Source organism: Streptomyces sp. GL_148 (assembly GCF_057834205.1).
On record NZ_CM174396.1, the window covers coordinates 3,030,834 to 3,049,613 of the forward strand.

General features: G+C 71.9%; 17 protein-coding genes. 14 read left to right on the forward strand and 3 right to left on the reverse strand.

Annotated features, from left to right (window positions below; translation table 11 throughout):
* The first annotated feature begins 271 nt into the window (after positions 1 to 271).
* The 4 genes from AC3IYI_RS13935 (at position 272) to AC3IYI_RS13950 (ending at position 3,501) form a co-directional block, all read left to right on the forward strand.
* A complete protein-coding gene (locus tag AC3IYI_RS13935) occupies positions 272 to 1,084 on the forward strand; it encodes a helix-turn-helix transcriptional regulator (protein WP_489410477.1) in 813 nt (270 codons plus the stop codon).
* Positions 1,085 to 1,257: 173 nt separating this feature from the next.
* Positions 1,258 to 2,106, forward strand: coding sequence for a LuxR family transcriptional regulator (locus tag AC3IYI_RS13940; protein ID WP_489410478.1), 849 nt, complete (start codon positions 1,258 to 1,260; stop codon positions 2,104 to 2,106).
* A 209-nt stretch (positions 2,107 to 2,315) separates the two neighbouring features.
* A complete protein-coding gene (locus AC3IYI_RS13945; protein ID WP_489410479.1) occupies positions 2,316 to 3,071 on the forward strand; it encodes an IclR family transcriptional regulator in 756 nt (251 codons plus the stop codon).
* A 19-nt stretch (positions 3,072 to 3,090) separates the two neighbouring features.
* Positions 3,091 to 3,501 carry a hypothetical protein gene (locus AC3IYI_RS13950; RefSeq protein WP_489410480.1) on the forward strand — a complete coding sequence of 137 codons (411 nt, stop codon included), beginning with the start codon at positions 3,091 to 3,093 and terminating at the stop codon, positions 3,499 to 3,501.
* A 36-nt stretch (positions 3,502 to 3,537) separates the two neighbouring features.
* On the opposite strand, the gene AC3IYI_RS13955 is transcribed toward AC3IYI_RS13950, so the two are convergent.
* Positions 3,538 to 4,266 (reverse strand): hypothetical protein, encoded by a 729-nt coding sequence (locus tag AC3IYI_RS13955; protein ID WP_489410481.1) that lies wholly within the window; start codon positions 4,264 to 4,266, stop codon positions 3,538 to 3,540.
* 277 nt (positions 4,267 to 4,543) lie between these two features.
* Here AC3IYI_RS13955 and AC3IYI_RS13960 point away from each other — a divergent pair, with 277 nt between their 5' ends.
* From AC3IYI_RS13960 to AC3IYI_RS13975, 4 genes are all read left to right on the forward strand, one after another.
* On the forward strand, positions 4,544 to 5,617 hold the full coding sequence (locus AC3IYI_RS13960; RefSeq protein ID WP_489410482.1) for a polyprenyl synthetase family protein: 1,074 nt from the start codon (positions 4,544 to 4,546) through the stop codon (positions 5,615 to 5,617).
* Between the two features lie 38 nt (positions 5,618 to 5,655).
* On the forward strand, positions 5,656 to 7,197 hold the full coding sequence (locus tag AC3IYI_RS13965; protein ID WP_489411527.1) for an acyl-CoA carboxylase subunit beta: 1,542 nt from the start codon (positions 5,656 to 5,658) through the stop codon (positions 7,195 to 7,197).
* 11 nt (positions 7,198 to 7,208) lie between these two features.
* A complete protein-coding gene (locus AC3IYI_RS13970) occupies positions 7,209 to 7,427 on the forward strand; it encodes an acyl-CoA carboxylase epsilon subunit (protein ID WP_489410483.1) in 219 nt (72 codons plus the stop codon).
* A 207-nt stretch (positions 7,428 to 7,634) separates the two neighbouring features.
* Positions 7,635 to 10,619, forward strand: a complete 2,985-nt coding sequence (locus AC3IYI_RS13975) for an AfsR/SARP family transcriptional regulator (RefSeq protein ID WP_489410484.1) — start codon at positions 7,635 to 7,637, stop codon at positions 10,617 to 10,619.
* 6 nt (positions 10,620 to 10,625) lie between these two features.
* Here AC3IYI_RS13975 and AC3IYI_RS13980 read toward each other — a convergent pair whose 3' ends face one another.
* Positions 10,626 to 10,814 carry a hypothetical protein gene (locus AC3IYI_RS13980; RefSeq protein WP_489410485.1) on the reverse strand — a complete coding sequence of 63 codons (189 nt, stop codon included), beginning with the start codon at positions 10,812 to 10,814 and terminating at the stop codon, positions 10,626 to 10,628.
* A gap of 253 nt (positions 10,815 to 11,067) precedes the next feature.
* Here AC3IYI_RS13980 and AC3IYI_RS13985 point away from each other — a divergent pair, with 253 nt between their 5' ends.
* Positions 11,068 to 13,008 carry an AfsR/SARP family transcriptional regulator gene (locus AC3IYI_RS13985; protein ID WP_489410486.1) on the forward strand — a complete coding sequence of 647 codons (1,941 nt, stop codon included), beginning with the start codon at positions 11,068 to 11,070 and terminating at the stop codon, positions 13,006 to 13,008.
* A 110-nt stretch (positions 13,009 to 13,118) separates the two neighbouring features.
* On the opposite strand, the gene AC3IYI_RS13990 is transcribed toward AC3IYI_RS13985, so the two are convergent.
* On the reverse strand, positions 13,119 to 13,343 hold the full coding sequence (locus tag AC3IYI_RS13990) for a DUF6269 family protein (RefSeq protein ID WP_489410487.1): 225 nt from the start codon (positions 13,341 to 13,343) through the stop codon (positions 13,119 to 13,121).
* 107 nt (positions 13,344 to 13,450) lie between these two features.
* Between AC3IYI_RS13990 and AC3IYI_RS13995 the strand changes: the two genes are divergently transcribed.
* The 5 genes from AC3IYI_RS13995 to AC3IYI_RS14015 all read left to right on the forward strand — a co-directional run bounded on the left by AC3IYI_RS13995 (position 13,451) and on the right by AC3IYI_RS14015 (position 18,774).
* Entirely contained in the window at positions 13,451 to 15,061 is a 1,611-nt protein-coding gene (locus tag AC3IYI_RS13995) for a tryptophan 7-halogenase (protein WP_489410488.1), read from the forward strand.
* Positions 15,062 to 15,134: 73 nt separating this feature from the next.
* Positions 15,135 to 17,240 carry an ABC1 kinase family protein gene (locus tag AC3IYI_RS14000; protein WP_489410489.1) on the forward strand — a complete coding sequence of 702 codons (2,106 nt, stop codon included), beginning with the start codon at positions 15,135 to 15,137 and terminating at the stop codon, positions 17,238 to 17,240.
* A 100-nt stretch (positions 17,241 to 17,340) separates the two neighbouring features.
* Positions 17,341 to 17,595 (forward strand): LysR family transcriptional regulator, encoded by a 255-nt coding sequence (locus AC3IYI_RS14005; RefSeq protein ID WP_489410490.1) that lies wholly within the window; start codon positions 17,341 to 17,343, stop codon positions 17,593 to 17,595.
* Between the two features lie 626 nt (positions 17,596 to 18,221).
* Entirely contained in the window at positions 18,222 to 18,440 is a 219-nt protein-coding gene (locus AC3IYI_RS14010) for an MbtH family protein (protein ID WP_489410491.1), read from the forward strand.
* A 76-nt stretch (positions 18,441 to 18,516) separates the two neighbouring features.
* On the forward strand, positions 18,517 to 18,774 hold the full coding sequence (locus tag AC3IYI_RS14015; RefSeq protein WP_489410492.1) for an acyl carrier protein: 258 nt from the start codon (positions 18,517 to 18,519) through the stop codon (positions 18,772 to 18,774).
* Positions 18,775 to 18,780: the final 6 nt, after the last annotated feature.

Sequence of the window (18,780 nt, forward strand, 5' to 3'; positions counted from 1 at the left end):
GATCGGCCCCGTCGAAACGGAGCGCTCGACTGGCCCCGTTCGGCCATGCTGTCGACGAGTCAAGCTATTTGACCGATTCTCATGGCTCGACCTACATTGAAGCCGACCGGATCAGCACCGCTTCGGCGAAAGTCAGCGATTCAACCAAATAGCGCAGTCAGGATTATCGGGGGATTTCCGTGACATCGAGAGTTTTGCCGTACGCACGCGCGCGACGCGGGTGGAGCCTGAGCAGCAGACGGGGGCTGGCAGGTTGAGTACACCCGTCGACGTGGACACCAGGGCCCCGGATGGCGCCGCTGCCGCCGCTGCACGCAGCCACGCCACACATCTGGAACAGGCGCTGCTGCAAGCCCACGCTCTGATCGAATCGACCGTTTCGCTGCACCGCAGGCAGGCGGGAGCCACGCCTCCGGTCGTGCGCACCGACCCCGGACTGCTCTCCAACGCACTCGACCAGCTCACCCACCAGGCACGCCACTCCGTGGGCATCGTGCTGACCGCGCCGGGCGAGCTGACCAACATCGTGCTGCGGCTGCTGCCTCGCATTCCCGAGCGCGCCGCGGTCCGCGTGCTGTGCGGCGCCGACCCGTCGATGGACGCGACCCTCGCGCTGCTGCGTGACGTGGCGGACCCCGGCTTCGAAGTCCGCATCTCCGACTCCGAACTGCGCGAGACCGTCGTCGTCGACGGCACGGCGGCGCTCGTGCGCGCCGCAGCCTCGGCCGACGGCCAGGCCGCCGTCGTGCACGACACCGCCGCGGTCCGCGCGCTGGAACTGCTGTTCGCCGGCACCTGGTCCCGGGGACGTACGCCCGACGAGGCCATGGCGGTCAGCCCGCAACTGCGCTCCGAGCTCGTCGTCCGCATCCTGGAGCGGCTGAGCGCGGGCGACACGGACGAGACCGCCGCGCGGGAACTCAACGTGTCCGTGCGCACCTACCGGCGGTACGTCGCCGAGATCATGCGGGAACTGGACGCGAACTCCCGCTTCCAGGCGGGCGTCCGGGCCGTCGAGGTCGGCCTGCTGGCCGGTCGCGACCGGCCGGCACGGCCGACCACCGCGACCGGCCGGCACGGCTGACCGTCGCGGCCGGCCATCGCGGCTGACCACCGCGAGCGGCCACCACCGCTGACCACCGCCCATTGCGACCGGCCACCGCGACTGACCATCGCGACCGGCCACCGCCGCCGACCGCCGATACGGGCGGTCGGCTGTCCACCATGCCGAGAAGCCAACGGGGAACGGATTTTCACGTGTCCACAGGACCGGAGAGCGAACTGGAGCAGGCGCTGCTCCACGTGCAAGCACTCATTGAATCGACGGTCGCCATCCAGCGGGACCGGACCACCGACGAGCAGTTGATCACCTCGCTCGGCGGTAGCTACGCCGTCGTGCTCGACACCGCCAATCAGCTGATCCGCGGCGCCACCAAGAGCATCGACATCGTGCACGCGCGCCGGCCGGCCGCCGACGAGCGGCACGTCGTCGCCGAGGACCGCGGGGAGCAACCCGAGCGGGAGCTGATATACGAGGCGAACGAACGCGTCTCCGTACGGCTGTTGACCACTCCCACCCTGCTCGACGAGGCGTACGTGCGCGAGCAGGTCGGCCGTAAGCACCCGACGGCGATCCGCGTCGCCCGGGTCCCCCCGCTGCAGGCGCTGATCGTCGACGACCGGGCCGCCCTGGTCGTGGCCGAGTCCGCGGCCGGGCGCCGGGCCTCCCTGATCCGGCTACCGGAGGTACTGCACAGCCTGCACACCCTCTTCGACAGCGTGTGGGCCAATTCCGTGCCGGCCGGCGAGCGGATCGTCTTCGGTGACCGGACCAAAGCCCTGCTGGCCCGGCGCATCCTCGGCGCCCTGCGCGCCGGTGTCACCGACGAGTTCGCCGCACGCGAGCTGCTGGTCTCCGTACGCACCTACCGGCGCTACGTCGCCGAGATCATGGCACTGCTCGGCGCGAACTCCCGCTTCCAGGCCGGGGTACGGGCCGCCGAACTCGGCCTGCTGCCGCCCCCTGCACAGTTCGGACCCTCCGAGGGCGCCCAGGCAACGGCGGAGCCGGCCGATCCGCCGGGCGGGCAGCTGGCAGCTTCCTGAAGGGTTCATTGCGGCCCGTTCCGCCGCCCGAGTTGGATGGGGTGAGGGACGGGCACCGGCCGGCTTCCCCTCAGTCGGCCGGGGCCCTCCCTTCCGATTGAGGCCGGCGGTGAACACCACGCGGAGGGCGGGTCCATGAACCACAGGAAGCACAGCTCGACCGCGGCGCTGAACGCGTCGCACACACTTCGGGCGGCCACCCCGTGAGCGTGGCCGCGGAACACAGGCCGCAGCGGCTGACCGGCATCGGCGTCCTGGACAAGGCGTCCGTCGTGCTGGACGTGGTGGAACAAGGGCCGGTCTCCCTCCAGGGACTCGTCACGGCCAGCGGTCTGTCCCGGCCCACGGCCCACCGGATCGCCGTCGCGCTGGAGCGGCTCCAGCTGCTCGGCCGCGATCTGCACGGCCGGTTCGTGCCCGGCCCCCGGATCGGCAGCCACACCCAGGGGACGCAACCGGACCGGCTCGGGCGGCTGGCCCTGCACATCCTCAACGACCTGCAGGAGCTGACCGGGCTCGATGCCCGCCTGTACCGGCGCCGGGGCGGTGTGCAAATGTGCGTGTCCATGTCGGCCGGCGCCGCCCTCACCGGCCTGCCGCCGGCCGGGCGGACCCGCCCGGTGACCGTAGGCCCGGTGGCGCAGACGCTGCTTGCCTGGGAGGAGCCCGAGGAGATGCGCGAGGGGCTGCGCCATGCGCGGTTCACCTCGGCGCAACTGACCGTGGTACGCCGTCAGGGCTGGGCGCACGGCCCGGACCCGATGGTGCCGGGCCATGTCACCGTGTCGGTTCCGGTACGGGGGTACGGCAGCCCGGTGGTGGCCGCGCTGGCACTGTCGGGCCCGCCGGCCCGCATGCCGGCCGCGCCGAGCAGGCTGCTGCTCGGCGCGGTGATCGACGCATCCATGGAGCTCGGTGACGCGGCGCAGCGTACCGGCGCGGTGCCGCAGCCGTCGGCGTGCTGACCGGTGAGCGGTGACCTCGGTGGACGACGACGACGGCAGGGCACCCGGCCCGGTGGGCGTGATCGGGGAGAACGGGAAGAGCGGGAAGTGGGAGCACCGGTGCGGCAGTGCGCGCCGGCTGCTGCTGGTGGAGACGCAGGGGCGGGACGCGGCCCCGGACGGCTTCCGCCGTGACGCGGTGACCCACCTGACGACGGGGAGCGCCGTCCTGCTGTTCCTCGTCGAGGACGGAGTGGCTCTGGCAGCACCGGCCAGCGACCCGGACCTGGACCGGTTCCAGCAGGAGGGCGGGCTGCTGGCCGCCGATCGCTTCTCACTGGCCCAGCGGGACCTGGAGCAGGCCCCACTGCGTCCCGGACTGAGGATCTCCGACCGGCAGGAGGTGGCGGGCTGGGTGCTGGATCCCGCGGTGCGCGTGATCTGGCACTGAGCCGGGTGCCTCCTGCCGGGCGCCTCCTGCCGGGTGTCACTCGCAGCCGCGCTGCCAGTTCCAGCCGATGAAGGTGTGCTTCAGCTCCACGTCGAAGCGGCAGCTGGCCGAGGAGTCGGCGTTGATCTGGATGTAGGAACGGTGGGTGTTGGCGTACCAGCTGCCGAACGGGTCGAAGATCCCCTTGTACGTGAAGTCGGCGCGCGCCTCGGAGTTCACCACCGCGCAGTCGGTGACGCAGTCGGCCTGGTGGTCGGAGGACTGCAGCGACCAGCCGGCGTTCCACGGCTCACGGTTCCCCTCCTGCCGGGCCTCGGTCACCGCGTGGGTGACGCGGCCGGAGGCCGTGTCCCAGGACGAGGTGGTGTACAGGCCGGTCATGCGGATGTTGCAGCAGTCGTACATCTCGTTCCACGTGCGCAGCCCGCGCACGCCGGTCACGGTCGTGGCCGCCGATTCATCGGTGCGGGCGGCGAGGGTCGTGGCCCGGCCCTTGGAAGGAGCGGCGACGGGGGCCGCCGCGGAGGCGGGCACGTAGCTGACCGGGCCCAGCTTCGGCTTGCAGTCCTCGCCGATGGTGACCTCCTGCCGGACGGCCATGCCGGCGGGCGGCGCGGGCAGCGAACCCGACAACTTCACACCCGCACAGGCCTGCCGCTGTCCGTTGTCCGCGGGCTGACCGGGCTGCGCGGCCACTGCCGAACCGCCGAGGACGCAGACCAGGGAGACCGTGCTTACGGCGACGGCCGCAATACGCTTGAACAATTTACTTTTCCTGCCTTCGACTTACAGATACTTCACTGCCGCAGCAGCTGATCAACAAGATTTTCGGTGCAAGCGTATCGGCGAGAAGGCTCGTCAAGGCCGCCGGAAGCAGGTTGGCAGGAAGGTGGCACGGTGCTTGTGCAGGCCTCAACTCGCAGGTAGTGGCACCTTCCTGTCAAAGCCGTTCTTCTCCGTGAGCCCCGGGTGGGAGAGTTCCACCGCTCCTCGCCATTCGTGAATTCAGATGGCTTCCGTCAGACCGGCAGAGAGGTTTCTCATGGGTGCCCAGCAACTGCCCTCGCATTCCATATCCGAGGCGGCGGCTCCGGCCCACAGCGTCCTGGGACAGCTGGCCCTGGAGGAGCCGGAGCTCGAACGTTCGCTCCGGGAGGGGCTGTCCGCCAGTGAGAAGCGGCTGCGGGACTGCGTGAGCAGTGCACCGGACCCCCGCGTCGCCGAGATCGCCGCGCACCTCGTGGCGGCCGACAGCAAGCGGCTGCGTCCGCTCCTGGTACTGCTCGGGGCCGAGTTCGGGGAGCCGTGGACCGGCGATGTGGTCCTGGCGGCCGTGGTGGCGGAGTTGGTCCACGTCGCCTCGCTGTACCACGACGACGTGATGGACCGGGCGGCCACCCGGCGCGGGCTGCCCAGCGCCAACTCGCTCTGGGGCGAGCGCCTGGCCGTGTTCGGCGGCGACTGGCTGCTGGCCCGGTCGACGCAACTCGCCGCCGGCCTCGGCCAGGAGGCGCTGCGCCTGAACGCGCAGACCGCGGGCCGGCTGGTGTCCGGACAGCTTCTGGAGCTCACCGGGCCCGCACCCGACGAGGATGCGGTGTCCCACTACTTCCAGGTGACCGCGGGCAAGACCGCGGCGCTGCTGTCGATGTCCCTGGGCATCGGCGCCCTCCAGGCCGGCGCCCCCGACCATTACGCCCGGGCCCTGCGCGAGTACGGCGAACTGCTCGGCACCGCCTTCCAGATCGCCGACGACCTGCTCGATCTGACGGCGCCGGCCGAGCGCACGGGCAAGCAGCAGGGCAAGGACCTGATGGTGGGGGTGCCCAGCCTGCCGGTCCTCCTCGCCCGCGCGGAGGGCGGAGCCGAGGGCTGCCGGGACACACCGGGCGACATCGAGCTGCGGGAACTGCTGCGGGAGGGCCCCGTGTCCGACCCCGCCACGCACCGCCGCGCCCTGGAGCTGTTCCGCACCTCCACAGCACTGGACCGGTGCCGGGGCATCATGCACCAGCGCCTGGCCGGGGCCCGGGCGGCACTGGCCGTCCTCCCGCCGCTCCCGGCGCGGCGTGCGCTCGACGCACTCTGCGACTACGTGGCGTTCCACAGCAACTGACGCACGGGTCAGAGACGACAAAGGAGTTGAGCATGACCATGCAGGACCGGATCGAGGAGCTCACGCGCATACGCGCAGACGTCCTCGGCGGCGTGGCGAAGGCCACCGAGGCGCAGCACGCCAAGGGCAAGCTGACGGCCCGGGAGCGGCTGGCGCTGATTTTCGACGAGGGCAGTTTCACCGAGATCGAACAGCTGCGGCGCCACCGGGCGACGGGCTTCGGACTGGAGGACCGCAGACCGCACACGGACGGCGTCATCACCGGCTGGGGCACGGTCGACGGCCGCACGGTCTTCGCCTTCGCCCACGACTTCAGGATCTTCGGCGGTGCGCTCGGCGAGGCCCACGCCACCAAGATCCACAAGGTGATGGACCTGGCCCTCGCCGCCGGGGCGCCGCTGGTCTCCCTGAACGACGGCGCCGGGGCCCGCATTCAGGAGGGCGTCTCGGCGCTGGCCGGCTACGGCGGCATCTTCCAGCGCAACACGCGCGCGTCGGGGGTGATCCCGCAGATCAGTGTGATGCTGGGCCCGTGCGCGGGCGGCGCCGCATACTCCCCCGCCCTGACGGACTTCGTGTTCATGGTGCGGGACACCTCACAGATGTTCATCACCGGCCCCGACGTGGTCAAGGCGGTCACCGGAGAGGAGATCACCCAGAACGGGCTCGGCGGCGCGGACGTGCACTCGAGCGTCTCGGGCGTCGCGCACTTCGCGTACGACGACGAGGAGACGTGCCTGGCCGAGGTCCGCTACCTGCTGTCGATGCTGCCTTCCAACAACCGCGAGATGCCGCCGGCCGTACCGGCCGGCGACCCCGCGGAGCGGCGCTCCGACGCCCTGCTGGAGCTCGTGCCGACCGACGGCAACCGCCCGTACGACATGCGCCGGGTGATCGAGGAACTGGTCGACGACGGCGAGCACGTGGAGGTCCACGAGCGCTGGGCCACGAGCATCATCACCACGCTGGCACGGCTCGACGGCCAGGTGGTCGGCATCGTCGCCAACCAGCCGCAGTCCTTCGCCGGCGTCCTCGACATCCATTCCTCGGAGAAGGCCGCGCGTTTCGTGCAGATGTGCGATGCGTTCAACATCCCGCTGGTCACGCTCGTCGACGTGCCCGGCTTCCTGCCCGGGGTCGACCAGGAGCACGGCGGAATCATCCGTCACGGCGCGAAGCTCCTCTACGCGTACTGCAACGCCACCGTCCCGCGGGTCCAGGTGATCCTGCGCAAGGCGTACGGCGGCGCCTACATCGTCATGGACTCCCGCTCCATCGGCTGCGACATCTCGCTCGCCTGGCCGACCAACGAGATCGCGGTCATGGGGGCGGAGGGTGCGGCGAACGTCGTCTTCCGGCGGCAGATCCAGGCCTCGCAGGACCCGGAGGCCACCCGGCAGCAGCTGGTCAAGGAGTACAAGGCCGAGCTGATGCATCCCTACTACGCGGCCGAGCGCGGCCTGGTCGACGACGTGATCGACCCTGCCGGCACCCGCGGCGCGCTGATCTCGGCCCTGGCCATGCTGCGCGCGAAGCACGCCCCGATCCCGTCCCGCAAGCACGGCAACCCCCCGATGTGAGGCGTACCGCGATGCAGGTGTCAGCGTTCGAGGGCCCGCTCGGCCCCACCCTTTTCACAATCATCCGGGGGACGCCCTCGGCCGAGGAGCTGGCCGTGGTCACGGCCCTGCTCACCGCACTGGCGGCGACCGGCGGACCGGAGCACACCCAGCCGTCCGCGGCGGCCGAAGCCGCGGACTGGGGCCGGGCGGAGGCGGTCTCGCCCGTGTGCTGGATGGCCCGCCCCTGACAGCGACGGCGGGCACCGGCCGACGGCGGTGCCGGCCGACGGCGGTGTCGGCCGGCTGCGGTGCCGGTCCCGCGAGGTCCGCGGCAGCAACCTGCCACCTGCGTTGCAGCCACTTGCCAGACCCCTGTTAATCACTATCGGAGCGTCATGAACGGTATGAATCGGCTCCTCGGACACCGGCAGTGGCTGTGACCTAGGGAGGCGTACGTGCCGCAGGTGGTATTCCGCATCCTCGGGCCGCTCAACATCGACTCCGGCACCGTGCCCGTCGTCCTGCAGGGCGGCCGGCAGCGCACGATCATGTCCATGCTGCTGCTCGCGCCCAACCGCGTCGTCTCGATCGATGCGCTCGCCGACGCCGTCTGGGACGGCTGCCCCCCGGCCACCGCCCGCAACCAGGTGGCCATCTGTGTGTCCGCCCTGCGCAAAGCCCTCAAGGCCGCCGGCGGCACCGGAGACCTCCTGGTCACCAGCCACCCCGGCTACATGCTGCTCCAGGGCGAACACCGCATCGACGCGGTGGAGTTCGGGCAGAGCGTGGCCGAGGGCCGGGAGGCGGCCCGCGGCGGCCGCCTGGAAGAGGCGTGCGCCCACTTCGAGGAGGCTCTCGCGATGTGGCGCGGGCGGCCGCTGGAGGGCATCACGGCCCAGCCCGTCGAGGCCGAGTCCGACCGGCTGATGGAACTGCGGCTCGCCGTGTACGAGGAGTACATGGAGCTGCGACTGGAGCGCGGCCGCCATCGCGAGGCCATCGGCGAGCTCACCGCCTTCGTCCGTGAACACCCCCTGCGCGAACAGGCGCTGTACTGCCTGATGCTCGCGCAGTACCGGTCGGACCGGCGCGCCGAGGCGCTGGAGTCCTACCGCGTCGGCCGCGAGGTGCTCGCCGAGCGCCTCGGCATCGACCCCGGGCGCGCCCTCCAGCAGCTCCACCAGGACATCCTGGCGGACGCCCCCGTGCTCAGCCTCCCCGCCGAACCGGTGGTCGCCTCCTCCCCCGCGTTCGTCCCGGCCCACCTGCCCTCCTCGGTCGCCGCCCTGACCGGACGCGCGGACGAACTCGCCGCTCTGGACCGGCTGCTGGACAAGCTGGACGGCAGCGCGCTCGCCGTGGGCTCGATCACCGGCATCGCCGGCGTCGGCAAGTCCGCGCTCGCCGTGCACTGGGCCCACCAGGTGGCGGGCCGGTTCCCGGACGGCCAGCTCTTCGCCGACATGCGCGGCTACGATCCCGAGGAGACCCCCCGCCAGCCCGGCGCCGTGCTGGACCGGTTCCTGCGGGCGATGGGTGTGCCCTCCACGCAGATCCCGGCCGACCTCCAGGAGCGCGCCGAGCTGTTCCGCAGCGCGCTCGACGGGCGCAGAGTACTGATCGTGCTCGACGACGCCCGCAGCTTCCGGCAGATCCGGCCACTGCTGCCCGGGAGCGGGCGCTGCTGCGTCCTGGTCACCAGCCGTGACAGCATGGGCAGTTCGCTCGCCGGCGACTACGGACTCGTACAGCTGCACCTGGGCGCCCTGGGGGAGGACGCGGCCATCGCGCTCCTCGCGCGGGCCGCCGGGAACGACCGGATCGCGGCCGACCCGGCCGCCGCCGCCCGGCTCAGCATCCTGTGCGACCGGCTGCCGCTCGCGCTGCGCATCGCCGCCGCGCGCCTGGCCGCCAAGCCCCACTGGTCGGTACGGACACTCGTGTCCCGGCTGGAGGACCAGCACCGCAGGCTCGACGAGCTCAGCCCGGACGAGCGCGGCGTGCGGGCCGGTCTGCGGCTGAGCTACCGCGACCTGCGGGCCGCCGCACGGATGTTCCGGCTCCTGAGCACACTCAACGTTCCCGACTTCGCCGCCTGGACCGGCGCCGCGGTGCTGGACATCGGCCTCTTCGACGCCGAGGACCTCATCGAGGAGCTCGTCGACGCGCAGATGCTGGTCCCGCTGAACACCCCGGACGGCCAGGTGCGCTACCGGTTCCAGGAACTGCCCCGGCTCTTCGCCCGCGAGTGCGCCCTGGCCGAGGAGTCCGAGGAGGAGCGGCGGGCCGCCCTCCGCCGGGCGCTGGGTGCCTGGCTCGGTCTCGCCACGGAGGCCCACCGGCGCGTCTACGGCGGCGACTTCACGGTGATCCACGGACCGGCGCCGCGGTTTCCCCTGCCGCAACCGCTGATGGAGGGCCTGCTGAAGGACCCCATGGGGTGGTTCGAGAGCGAGTGCCCGGCGATCACCGGGCTGGTCGACCAGGCGGTGCGGGAGAACGAGTCCGCGTACGCGTGGGATCTGACCCTGACCAGCGTCACGCTCTTCCAGAGCCGCAACTACCTGGAGGACTGGCGGCACTGCGTCGACCGCTCCCTGACCGCGGTCCGCCGCTCGGGCGACGTGCTCGGCGAGGCAGCCATGCTGCAGTCCCTCGGCACCCTGGAGATCGTCCAGTGGAACCACCGCGCGGCGCTGGACCATCTCACGGGCGCCCTAGGGCTGTTCGAGGAGCTGGACGAGGACCAGGGCCGCGCGCTGGTGCTGCGGAACCTGGCACTGTGCGAACGCCAGGCCGGGAACATCGACCGCGCCCGGGAGCTCGGCCAGCGGTCCCTGGAGCTGTTCCGCAAGGTCGGGGACCGGTACTCGGAGACGTATCTGCTCGGCATCCTGGCCCGGATCGAACTGGAGCGCGGCAGGCCGGAGACGAGTCTCCTGCTGTCGTCGGAGGCCGTGGCGCGCAGCCGGGGCCTGGGCAGCACCCGGGGGGAGGCGCAGAGCACGGTCAGGCTCGCCGAGGCACTGCTCCACCAGGGCGACGGGGAACAGGCCGAGGAGGCGAGCCGCCGCGCGCTGGATCTCGTACGGGCGGCCGGTGACCGGCGCGGTGAGGCGCACGCGCTGTGCACCCTGGGCGAGGCCCTGTGGTGCCAGGGGCTCACCGAGGAGGCCGAGGCGATCCTGCGCGAGGCGCACCTGACGGCCTCGAAGGTCCCGGACCGCCATCTGGAGGCACGCGCGTCGGTCGTGCTCGGCAGTGTGCTGTCGCTGCGAGCGGACCACGCGGGCGCGATGGGCCTGCTGCGCGCCGCGGCCGAGCTCTTCGCCCAGGTCGGCGACACCGGCCTGCGCGCACGGGCCGTCCGGCTGCTGGACCTGGTCGGCAGCGGGAAGACCCCCGGCTCCGCGGAACTGTTCGCGCTCGTCCAGCACTAGGGCCTGTCACACCCAGGGGTCGTCCGCCAGGAGGCCCTGCTGCGGGACCGCCTGCCACGGGGCGGCCGCCACCACGGGGGCCGGGTCGCGGACGGGCTGCTGCGCGGCGAGCGCCGGGGCGACGGAGGCCGCCACGGCGGACAGCAGGAAGGCTCCGACGACGTACGACGGGCCCGAGTGCAGGGAATTGATCATGGCGGCGGCCTCCTGGTGGATACGCGGTGTCCGATGGCGGGGACCGGTTGACCCCTCGGCATGTCAACGACGCTACGGAAGGGCCCTGTCACGGCGGTTCCGAAGCGATTTCGAACCGCTTTCGCCACCGCGAAATCACCCTGAGGACCGCGGGAAAGAGCATCGATCACGGCGCGTAACAGCAGGTCCGTAGCGTCCGCGGGATACGGCCCGACCACCGGTGACGGCGGGCCCGGGCAACCCGGAGGACCGCATGGACTTCACGATTCTCGGCACCGTCTCGGCCGGCGCGGACGGCCGTCCGGTCCCGCTCGACGGGTCCAAGCAACGCGCCGCCCTGGCGGCCCTGCTGCTCGCCGAAGGCGCGCGCCTGCCGCAGGAACGGCTCACCGCTCTGCTCTGGGGCTGGGACCCGCCCGCCACCAGCACCAATCAGCTCTACACGTACATGTCGCGGCTGCGTACGCGCCTCGGCCCCGGCGTGATCCTGAAGCGGACCGGCCCCGGCTACCACCTGGACATCGGCGGCTCCGCCTTCGACTGGGCCGACTTCCGCCGCCGGGCCGAGACCGGACGGGCCGACTTGCGCGCCGGACGCTACGCCGAGGCCGAGCGGCAGTTGGCGGACGCCCTCGCGCTGTGGCGCGGGCCCGCGCTCACGGATGTCACCGAGGAGCTCGCCCGGGCCGAGGGCCCCCGGCTGGAGGAGAGCCGGCTGGCCGTCCGGGAGGGCTGGTACGAGGCCTCGCTCGCACTGGGCCGCCACCACGACACGGTGCCCGGGCTGACCCGGCTGGTGACCGCCCACCCCGTACGGGAACGGCTGCGGGGCCAGCTCATGACCGCGCTGTACCGCTGCGGCCGCCAGGCCGACGCCCTCGCGGTGTACGAGGAGGGCCGCCGGGCGCTCGCCGACGACCTGGGCATCGACACCGGGCTAGAGCTGCGCGGCCTCCACCAGGAGATCCTCAGGGGCACGCTCGCGGGCCCCGCCGCACCCGAGCCGGCGTCGGCGGGCACCCTTGTCCCTCCTGCCGCCCCTGCGGCCGTTGCCGCCGCTGCCGTTCCTGCGGCCGTTGCCGCCCCTGCCTCTCCTGCCGCCCGGCACGGTGGCGCGCCCGACGCCGTGCCCGCCCAACTGCCCGCTGCCCCCGGCGATTTCACCGGCCGCGGAGCCGAGACCACTGACATCCTCGACGCCCTGCGCGGGCACCGGGACGTCGTGGTCACCGGAGCACCGGGCACCGGCAAGTCCGCGCTCGCCCTGCGGGCCGCCGAGCGGTGCCGCGGGGACTTCCCGGACGGCTCGCTGTACGCGGACCTCCGCGGACCCGACGGTGCCCGCCCGCGCGAACCCGGCGAGGTGCTCCGCGGGTTCCTGTACGCCCTCGGCACCGCGCCGCAGCAGATCCCCGCCTCGCTCGACGAGCGCGCCCAGCTCTACCGGACCCTGCTGGCCAAGCGCCGCGCGCTGATCGTCCTGGACAATGCCGCCGACGACGCGCAGGTCCGGCCGCTCCTGCCGGGTGTGGGGCCGAGTCGGGCGGTCGTCACCGGCGTGCACGCCACCCTCGCATCCCTGGAGGGTGCCCGGCTGGTCTGGCTGGACGCGATGGCCCCCGGCGAGGCGGGCGGGCTGCTCGCCGCGATCGCCGGGGACCGCCGGCTCACCGACGACCCCGAGGCGGCCGCACTGATCGCGGAGTACTGCGACCTGCTGCCGCTGGCGCTGCGGATCGCCGGCGCCCGCCTCGCGGCCCATCCGCACCTGCCGGCCGGCCGGCTCGCCGCTCGGCTGGCCCGGGAGGAGATCCGCCTGGACGAACTGCGCCTGGGCGGCCTCGACGTCCGGGCCGCTCTGCGGACCGCGGCCGACTCGCTCGATTCCCGGACCACGGACGCGCTCGGCCGACTGGCCGCGGCGGCCGGGCCGGCCGGCATGACCGCCCGTGAAGCCGCGGCTCTGCTGGGCATCCTGCCCGGCGAGGCGGAGGCCGTGCTGGACCGGCTGGCCGATGCGCGGCTGGCGGACGTACTGCCCGGGACGGTGGCCGCGGCCGCGCCGGCCGGCGCCGGCGATCCGTGGCCCCGCTACCGGTTCAGCCCGCTCGTCCGGCTGTTCGCCGGCGAGCGTCGGGGCTCCGTCCCGGCCCCCGCCGTGCCGCCTCCCGTTCCCGCACTCGCGGCGGCCTGAGTCCGGCCTCCGCGGTGACCGCCGTGCGGCCGCTCGCGTTCTCCGCGACCGGCCGCACCGTCATGTCCGGGGCCGGGTCCGGGTCCGGAACCGGACCCGGCACGGGCCGGTCAGCCGCAGCCTCCGGCGTGCCCGTCCTCGATCCCGCACAGTTCCTCGGGACCTTCGGTGTACGGACCGTCGTCGACGAGTGCGGCCAACTGGTCGACGTACTCCACCAGCATCTCGGCCCAGGGGTTCGGGCTCTCACGGAGCAGGGCTTCCTGCGTCTGCGCCTGTCGCAGGTCGATCTCGTCGAGGTATTCCAGCGGGTGCTTCACTATGGCGTCGGTCATGGGGCCACGTTCGGACCCGCGCCTGTACGCGATCTCCGGCGCTCCTCCGGCCGGGGATACAGCTTTCGCAGGGGCGGCGTACAGGCCCCGGAAGCAGCGTGTGCGCCATGAACGGAAGCATCTGCTCGATCGTCGTGGCCGGCGGGTCGGCCGCAGGCTGGATCGCGGCCGCACGCCTGGCCGCCGCGTTCCGCGCCACGGTGTCCGTGACCGTGCTGGAGGAGCCGGCCCGGTCGGCGCGGGCTTCCCAGCCCCACGGGATCGGCAGCGTCCCGCCCGGCCTCCAGCGGGACTTCTTCGACCACGTGGGAGTGCCCGAGCACGTGTGGATGCGGGCCTGCTGCGCGTCCTTCCGCGTCGCCACACGATTCGTGAACTGGCGTACGGAAGGGCCTGCGGAATCCGCTGCCCGTGTGCTCCGCACCGGGCGTCCCGACCACTTCTACCGGCCGTACGCGGACATGCCCCGGTGCGAGGACGCACCCCTGGGAGACTTCTGGCGGTTCCGGGCGGGCGAGGACGCGGCGACCGGACCGTTCGACTACGCGTGCTTTCGCGAACCGCCGTTGATGGACGCGCGGAGGTCGCCGCGTCTGCTGGACGGCCGGGCCGTCCTTCCCTACGCGTGGCACGTGGATCTGCGCATGCTCCGGGACTTCGTCCGCGCCCTGGCGATCCGCGAGCTCGGCGTCCAGTGCGTGACGGGGCTGGCGGCCGGTGCCCGTCACGATGCGGCCGGCCGGGTGACCGCACTGGTCACCGAGGACGGCGCAGCCGTTCCGGGTGACCTCTTCCTCGACTGCACAGGGCAGGAAAGCCGGCTGTTCCACGGAATTCTGGACGAACCCTTCCTCCCTGACGGCGCGCCGGGCGAGCCGGCCTGCGACAGCGCCGTGACCATCACCGTCGCCCACGACGACGAGGCCGAGGCCGAGGCCGAGGCCGAAGGAATCGAACCGTTCGGAACCGCGATCGCGCTGCCCGGCGGCTGGGCCTGGAAGACGCCGCTGCCCGGCCGCTTCGGCGCCGGGCTCGTCTTCCCGAGCGCGCTGCACGAGCCGGACGGCGCCGCCCGGGACCTGTGCGCGCTGTGGGGGCTGCGGCCCGAGGACACCACCGTGCGCACGCACCGTCTGCGCCCCGGGCGCAGCGCCCGTACATGGGTGCACAACTGTGTGGCCCTGGGAGCGGCCGCCTCGGTCGCCGAACCCCTCGCCGCCGACGGGCCGGGCGACGATCTGGGAGACGTGCTCGCCGCAGTCGAGCTGGTGATCCGCGATCTGCCGTCCCGCGCGGCTCCGCAGGCCCCGGCGGCGCGCTTCGACCGCGCCGCCCGCCAGCGCCACGCACGGACCCGGGACCTCGCGCGACTGCACTACGCGGCAGCGCCCCGGAGGGACACGGCCTTCTGGCGGGCCCGCAACACCCGGCCGCTCTCCGACGCCCTGCACGAACTCCTGGACGCCCACCGCAAGGGCCTTCCCCCGGAACCCGGCCAGGCCGCCGGATTCGCCGTACTGTCCTCGCTGGCCGACTCGGCACCCGGCGCGGACGGCGGGCCGGCCGCGCCCCAGCCCGGTCTCGCGGCGCGCCCGGCACTACGGCGCACGGCGGACGAGCACTTCGTCCGGATCCGGCGCCAGCAGATCCTCCTGCTGGAATCCCTGCCTTCCGCGCAGGCCTACTTGGGCCGGCTCCACGAAGCCCTTTCTGCATGAAGCTGCCACAGCGCTCCGTTCCCGGTAGGTCCCCGGCCTAGGGTGGCCCGCGACCTACCGAGGGAGTCCCGCCATGACCGATCTGGCATCGCCCGGCACCAGCGACATCCCTCTCGCGGTCCTTGTCCTGGTGACATTGGGTACGCTCGGCGGCCTCGTCTTCGGCGTGTCCATCGCCTCCCGCCGGCTGCTCGGCGTCTCGGTGGGTCCGCTGCGCTCCCTCCTGTCGGGACTGGTGGGCCTGGGGACGCTGGCCGCGTTCGGGCAGCTGGTCCGGGACGAGGAGAGCCGGGCCGCGCTCTCCGTCCTGCAGATCGCTCTCGCCCTGCTGGCCGCGATGAGCACGCTCGTCGTGGTCGAGGTGTTCCTTCCCTACGGGAGCTGGTCGCGCTCCCGGCAGTGGCTGCGCGGCATCGGCGACCGCAAGCGACGCGCCCGCCGCTACTCGCAGATCAGCCGGATCTTCATGCGCAACGGCCTGACCCGGCTGCTGCGCGGCCGTACGCACCTGGACCGGGCCCTGCGTCCCGGAGAGTTCGGCGAGCAGTCCGCCCGTTCGCTGCGGATCGCGTTCGAGGAGTGCGGGGGTGCGCTGATCAAGCTCGGGCAGGTGCTGTCCACCCGACGTGATCTGCTGCCGCCGCACTTCATCGACGAGCTGAGCCGGCTCCAGAGCAGTGTTCCGCCGGCCCCCTGGCCGGAGGTGGAGGCCGTCCTGCGCGAGGAGCTGGGCCGGCCCGTCGACGAGGTCTTCGACTGGATCGAGCACGTGCCCCTCGCCGCGGCCTCCATCGCCCAGGTCCACCGCGCCCGGTTGCGAAACGGGCGGACCGTCGTGGTGAAGGTGCAACGGCCGGGCATACGCAAGACCGTCGAACGCGACCTCGACATCGTGCTCGCGATCACCCGGGGACTGCAGGGCCGGGCCCGCTCGACGCAGGCGCTCGGCCTGCGGGAGCTGGGCGACGGCTTCGCCGAATCCGTTCGCGAGGAGCTGGACTTCCGGATCGAGGCACGCAACTCCGCCGCGGTCGGGGCCGGGTGCGACGGATACGGTCCGGACGCCCCGGTGCGCATACCCAAGGTCCACGACGACTGCACGTCGGCCCGCGTACTGGTCCAGGACTGGCTGGACGGCGTCACACTGGAGCGGGCCGCCGAGGCCGCCCAGCGCTGGGGACTCGATCCTCAGGCGCTGGCCAGGACCGCGTTCGCCAGCATGCTCCATCAGATCCTCCGGGTGGGCGTGTTCCACGCCGATCCGCATCCGGGGAACATGCTGCTCCTGCAGGAGGGGCGGATCGCCTTCATCGACTTCGGGTCGGTGGGCCGGATCGACCCGTCGGTGCGCGTAGCGATCCAGGAGCTGCTCGTGTCCATCGACCGGGGCGACCCGGCGGGGCTGCACGACGCACTGATCATGCTTCTGGGTACGCGGGCGACGACCAACGAGGACCTGATGCCCGACCCCATGGTGCTGGAGCGGGAGCTCGGGCGGTTCATGGCCCGGCACCTGGGAGCGGGTGCGCAGCCCGACACGGATACCTTCACCGCCCTGTTCCGCATGCTGGCCCGCTTCGGGCTCGCCGTGCCACCGGAGGTCGCGGCCGTCTTCCGTGCCCTGGCCACGATCGAGGGCACACTGGCCCAGCTGGCCCCCGGGTTCAATCTGCTGGACGAGGCACGGGCCTTCGCGGTCGGGATGATGACCGACCGGTTCCGGTTCACCTCCCCACACCGGCCCCGGAAGCCGGGCGGCGGGGAGGAGGACGCCGCGGCCGCGTCCGACCCCTGGTCACTGGCCGGGTACCTGCCCGACACCCTCCACACCGCCGCACAGGAGGCCCTGTCCGTTCTGCCGATGCTGCGGCGGCTGCCGCGGCGGGCGGAACGGATCAGTGCCGCGCTGGAGGAGGGGCGGCTGGGCGTGCGCGTGCGGTTCCTCGCCGACGAGCGGGAGCGGCGCTTCCTGTCCGGGCTGATCCACCAGATCACGGTCACGCTGCTGGCGGCCTTCACCGGGATGATGGGCGTCCTGCTGGTGGTGTTCGGCACGGGTCGCGGCCCGCGGGTCACCGACCGGCTGGAGCTCTACCCGCTCGCCGGGTACCACGTGCTCATCGTCAGCGCGATCCTGATGCTCCGGGCGCTGTACACGGCGATGCGGCGGAGCGTGTAGCCGGCCGCGGCTGCAGCTTCCTGCAGGGCGACTTGCCCCTGTACTTCAATTGCCTTGATAGTGAGATGCAATTGAGGATGTCTCAACAACAGGGGGAAGCGTGCACGAGCGAGAGTTCCGCGCATTTGTATCCGTAGCCGACATCGGCCGCATGGACCAGGCGGCGAGAGAGCTGGGCTACTCACAGCCGGCCATCAGCTACCAGATCAAATGCCTTGAGCAGATGCTGGGCACCAAGCTCTTCACTCGTGATTCCACCGGCGCCCGACTGACCCGGGAAGGCCGGATGATCCTTCCGTCCGCGCGCGCCGTACTGACTCTCATCGAGAGCATGCGGGGTGTTGTCGCCGTCTGAGGCGGTCAGAATTACGTTAATCGCAGAACAGGATTGCTGCCAGCGGGAATCAAAAGATTCTCTGCGGGCTTGGGGACCCGCACGCCGGATGGCAGTATCGGTCATGCAGGAGCACGTCACCGGCTCCCGTCGTCCGGCCGGACAGGATATCCCCCGTTGACTGTACGGCCGCACGACCGAATGCCCCGTCCGCGATATCGGCCGGGGCATTCGCATGCCACCCGCCTGCCGGGGTCCGGCGAGCACCGCCGAAGAGGGCGGACCACCATCGCGTGGTCCGCCCTTTTCTGTTCCCCCTTTTCTGTTCCCCGTCCCCCGTGGCGGGCCGGGGCCGTGGCCGGCTGACAAGTTCTTGTATGCGGGGAAGTGACACCGCGTACGGGACCGCGCACGGCGGGCGACGGATGCCGCCGCTCTCCGGCCGGCGCGCCACCGAATGCCGGTGTTTCCGGGGTCCGGCGCCCCCTGCGGAGGGCCGGGCCGCCGCCGCGCAATGCGATATCGAATTCTTCTCATTGGAATCTCTCTGGCATGTGGCGGCACATATCCCCGAAGGCACTTGTCGGGAACATTGGCGACTGCTTATGGTCGAGCGAATCGAGCCACAGCACCAGGAGGACATTTCGATGGCCAACCCGTTCGAGGATGACAGCGCCGAGTACTACGTTCTGGTGAACGAAGAGGGCCAGCATTCCCTTTGGCCCGCTTTCGCCGAGATTCCGGCGGGCTGGAACCCGGTGCACGGCAAGGCAGGCCGCCAGGAATGCCTGGACTACGTGAACGAGAACTGGGTCGACATGCGCCCGCGCAGCCTCGCGGTGGCCATGGCCGCCGACGCCGCCTGACGCTCGCCGCTCTCCACTTTCCGCTCTCCGTTTTTCCCTTTCCGCACAACCGACAGAAACAGAGGAAGAGGACACCGTGTCCACCACCACCATCACCGCCGAACGCCGCTCGACCATCAAGGAAATCATCTGCGACATCCTCGAGCTGGAGGAGAACGAGGTCACCGAGACCAGCCTCTTCATCGAGGAGCACGACGCCGACTCGCTGCGCGCCATCGAGATCCTCGCCTCCCTGGAGAAGGAGTTCAGCATCACGATCGACCAGTCCGAGCTCAGCCGGATGGTCAACCTGCAGTCCGTGTTCGAGGTCGTCGCGGAGGCGCCCGCACGCTGACCCGCT

Bases quoted from the DNA above. Each gene is read 5' to 3' on its own strand.
- AC3IYI_RS13960 (WP_489410482.1), top strand. From the start codon at position 4,544: ATGGGTGCCCAGCAACTGCCCTCGCATTCCATATCCGAGGCGGCGGCT.
- AC3IYI_RS13965 (WP_489411527.1), top strand. From the start codon at position 5,656: ATGCAGGACCGGATCGAGGAGCTCACGCGCATACGCGCAGACGTCCTC.
- AC3IYI_RS13970 (WP_489410483.1), top strand. From the start codon at position 7,209: ATGCAGGTGTCAGCGTTCGAGGGCCCGCTCGGCCCCACCCTTTTCACA.
- AC3IYI_RS13980 (WP_489410485.1), bottom strand. From the start codon at position 10,814: ATGATCAATTCCCTGCACTCGGGCCCGTCGTACGTCGTCGGAGCCTTC.
- AC3IYI_RS13985 (WP_489410486.1), top strand. From the start codon at position 11,068: ATGGACTTCACGATTCTCGGCACCGTCTCGGCCGGCGCGGACGGCCGT.
- AC3IYI_RS13990 (WP_489410487.1), bottom strand. From the start codon at position 13,343: ATGACCGACGCCATAGTGAAGCACCCGCTGGAATACCTCGACGAGATC.
- AC3IYI_RS13995 (WP_489410488.1), top strand. From the start codon at position 13,451: ATGAACGGAAGCATCTGCTCGATCGTCGTGGCCGGCGGGTCGGCCGCA.
- AC3IYI_RS14000 (WP_489410489.1), top strand. From the start codon at position 15,135: ATGACCGATCTGGCATCGCCCGGCACCAGCGACATCCCTCTCGCGGTC.
- AC3IYI_RS14010 (WP_489410491.1), top strand. From the start codon at position 18,222: ATGGCCAACCCGTTCGAGGATGACAGCGCCGAGTACTACGTTCTGGTG.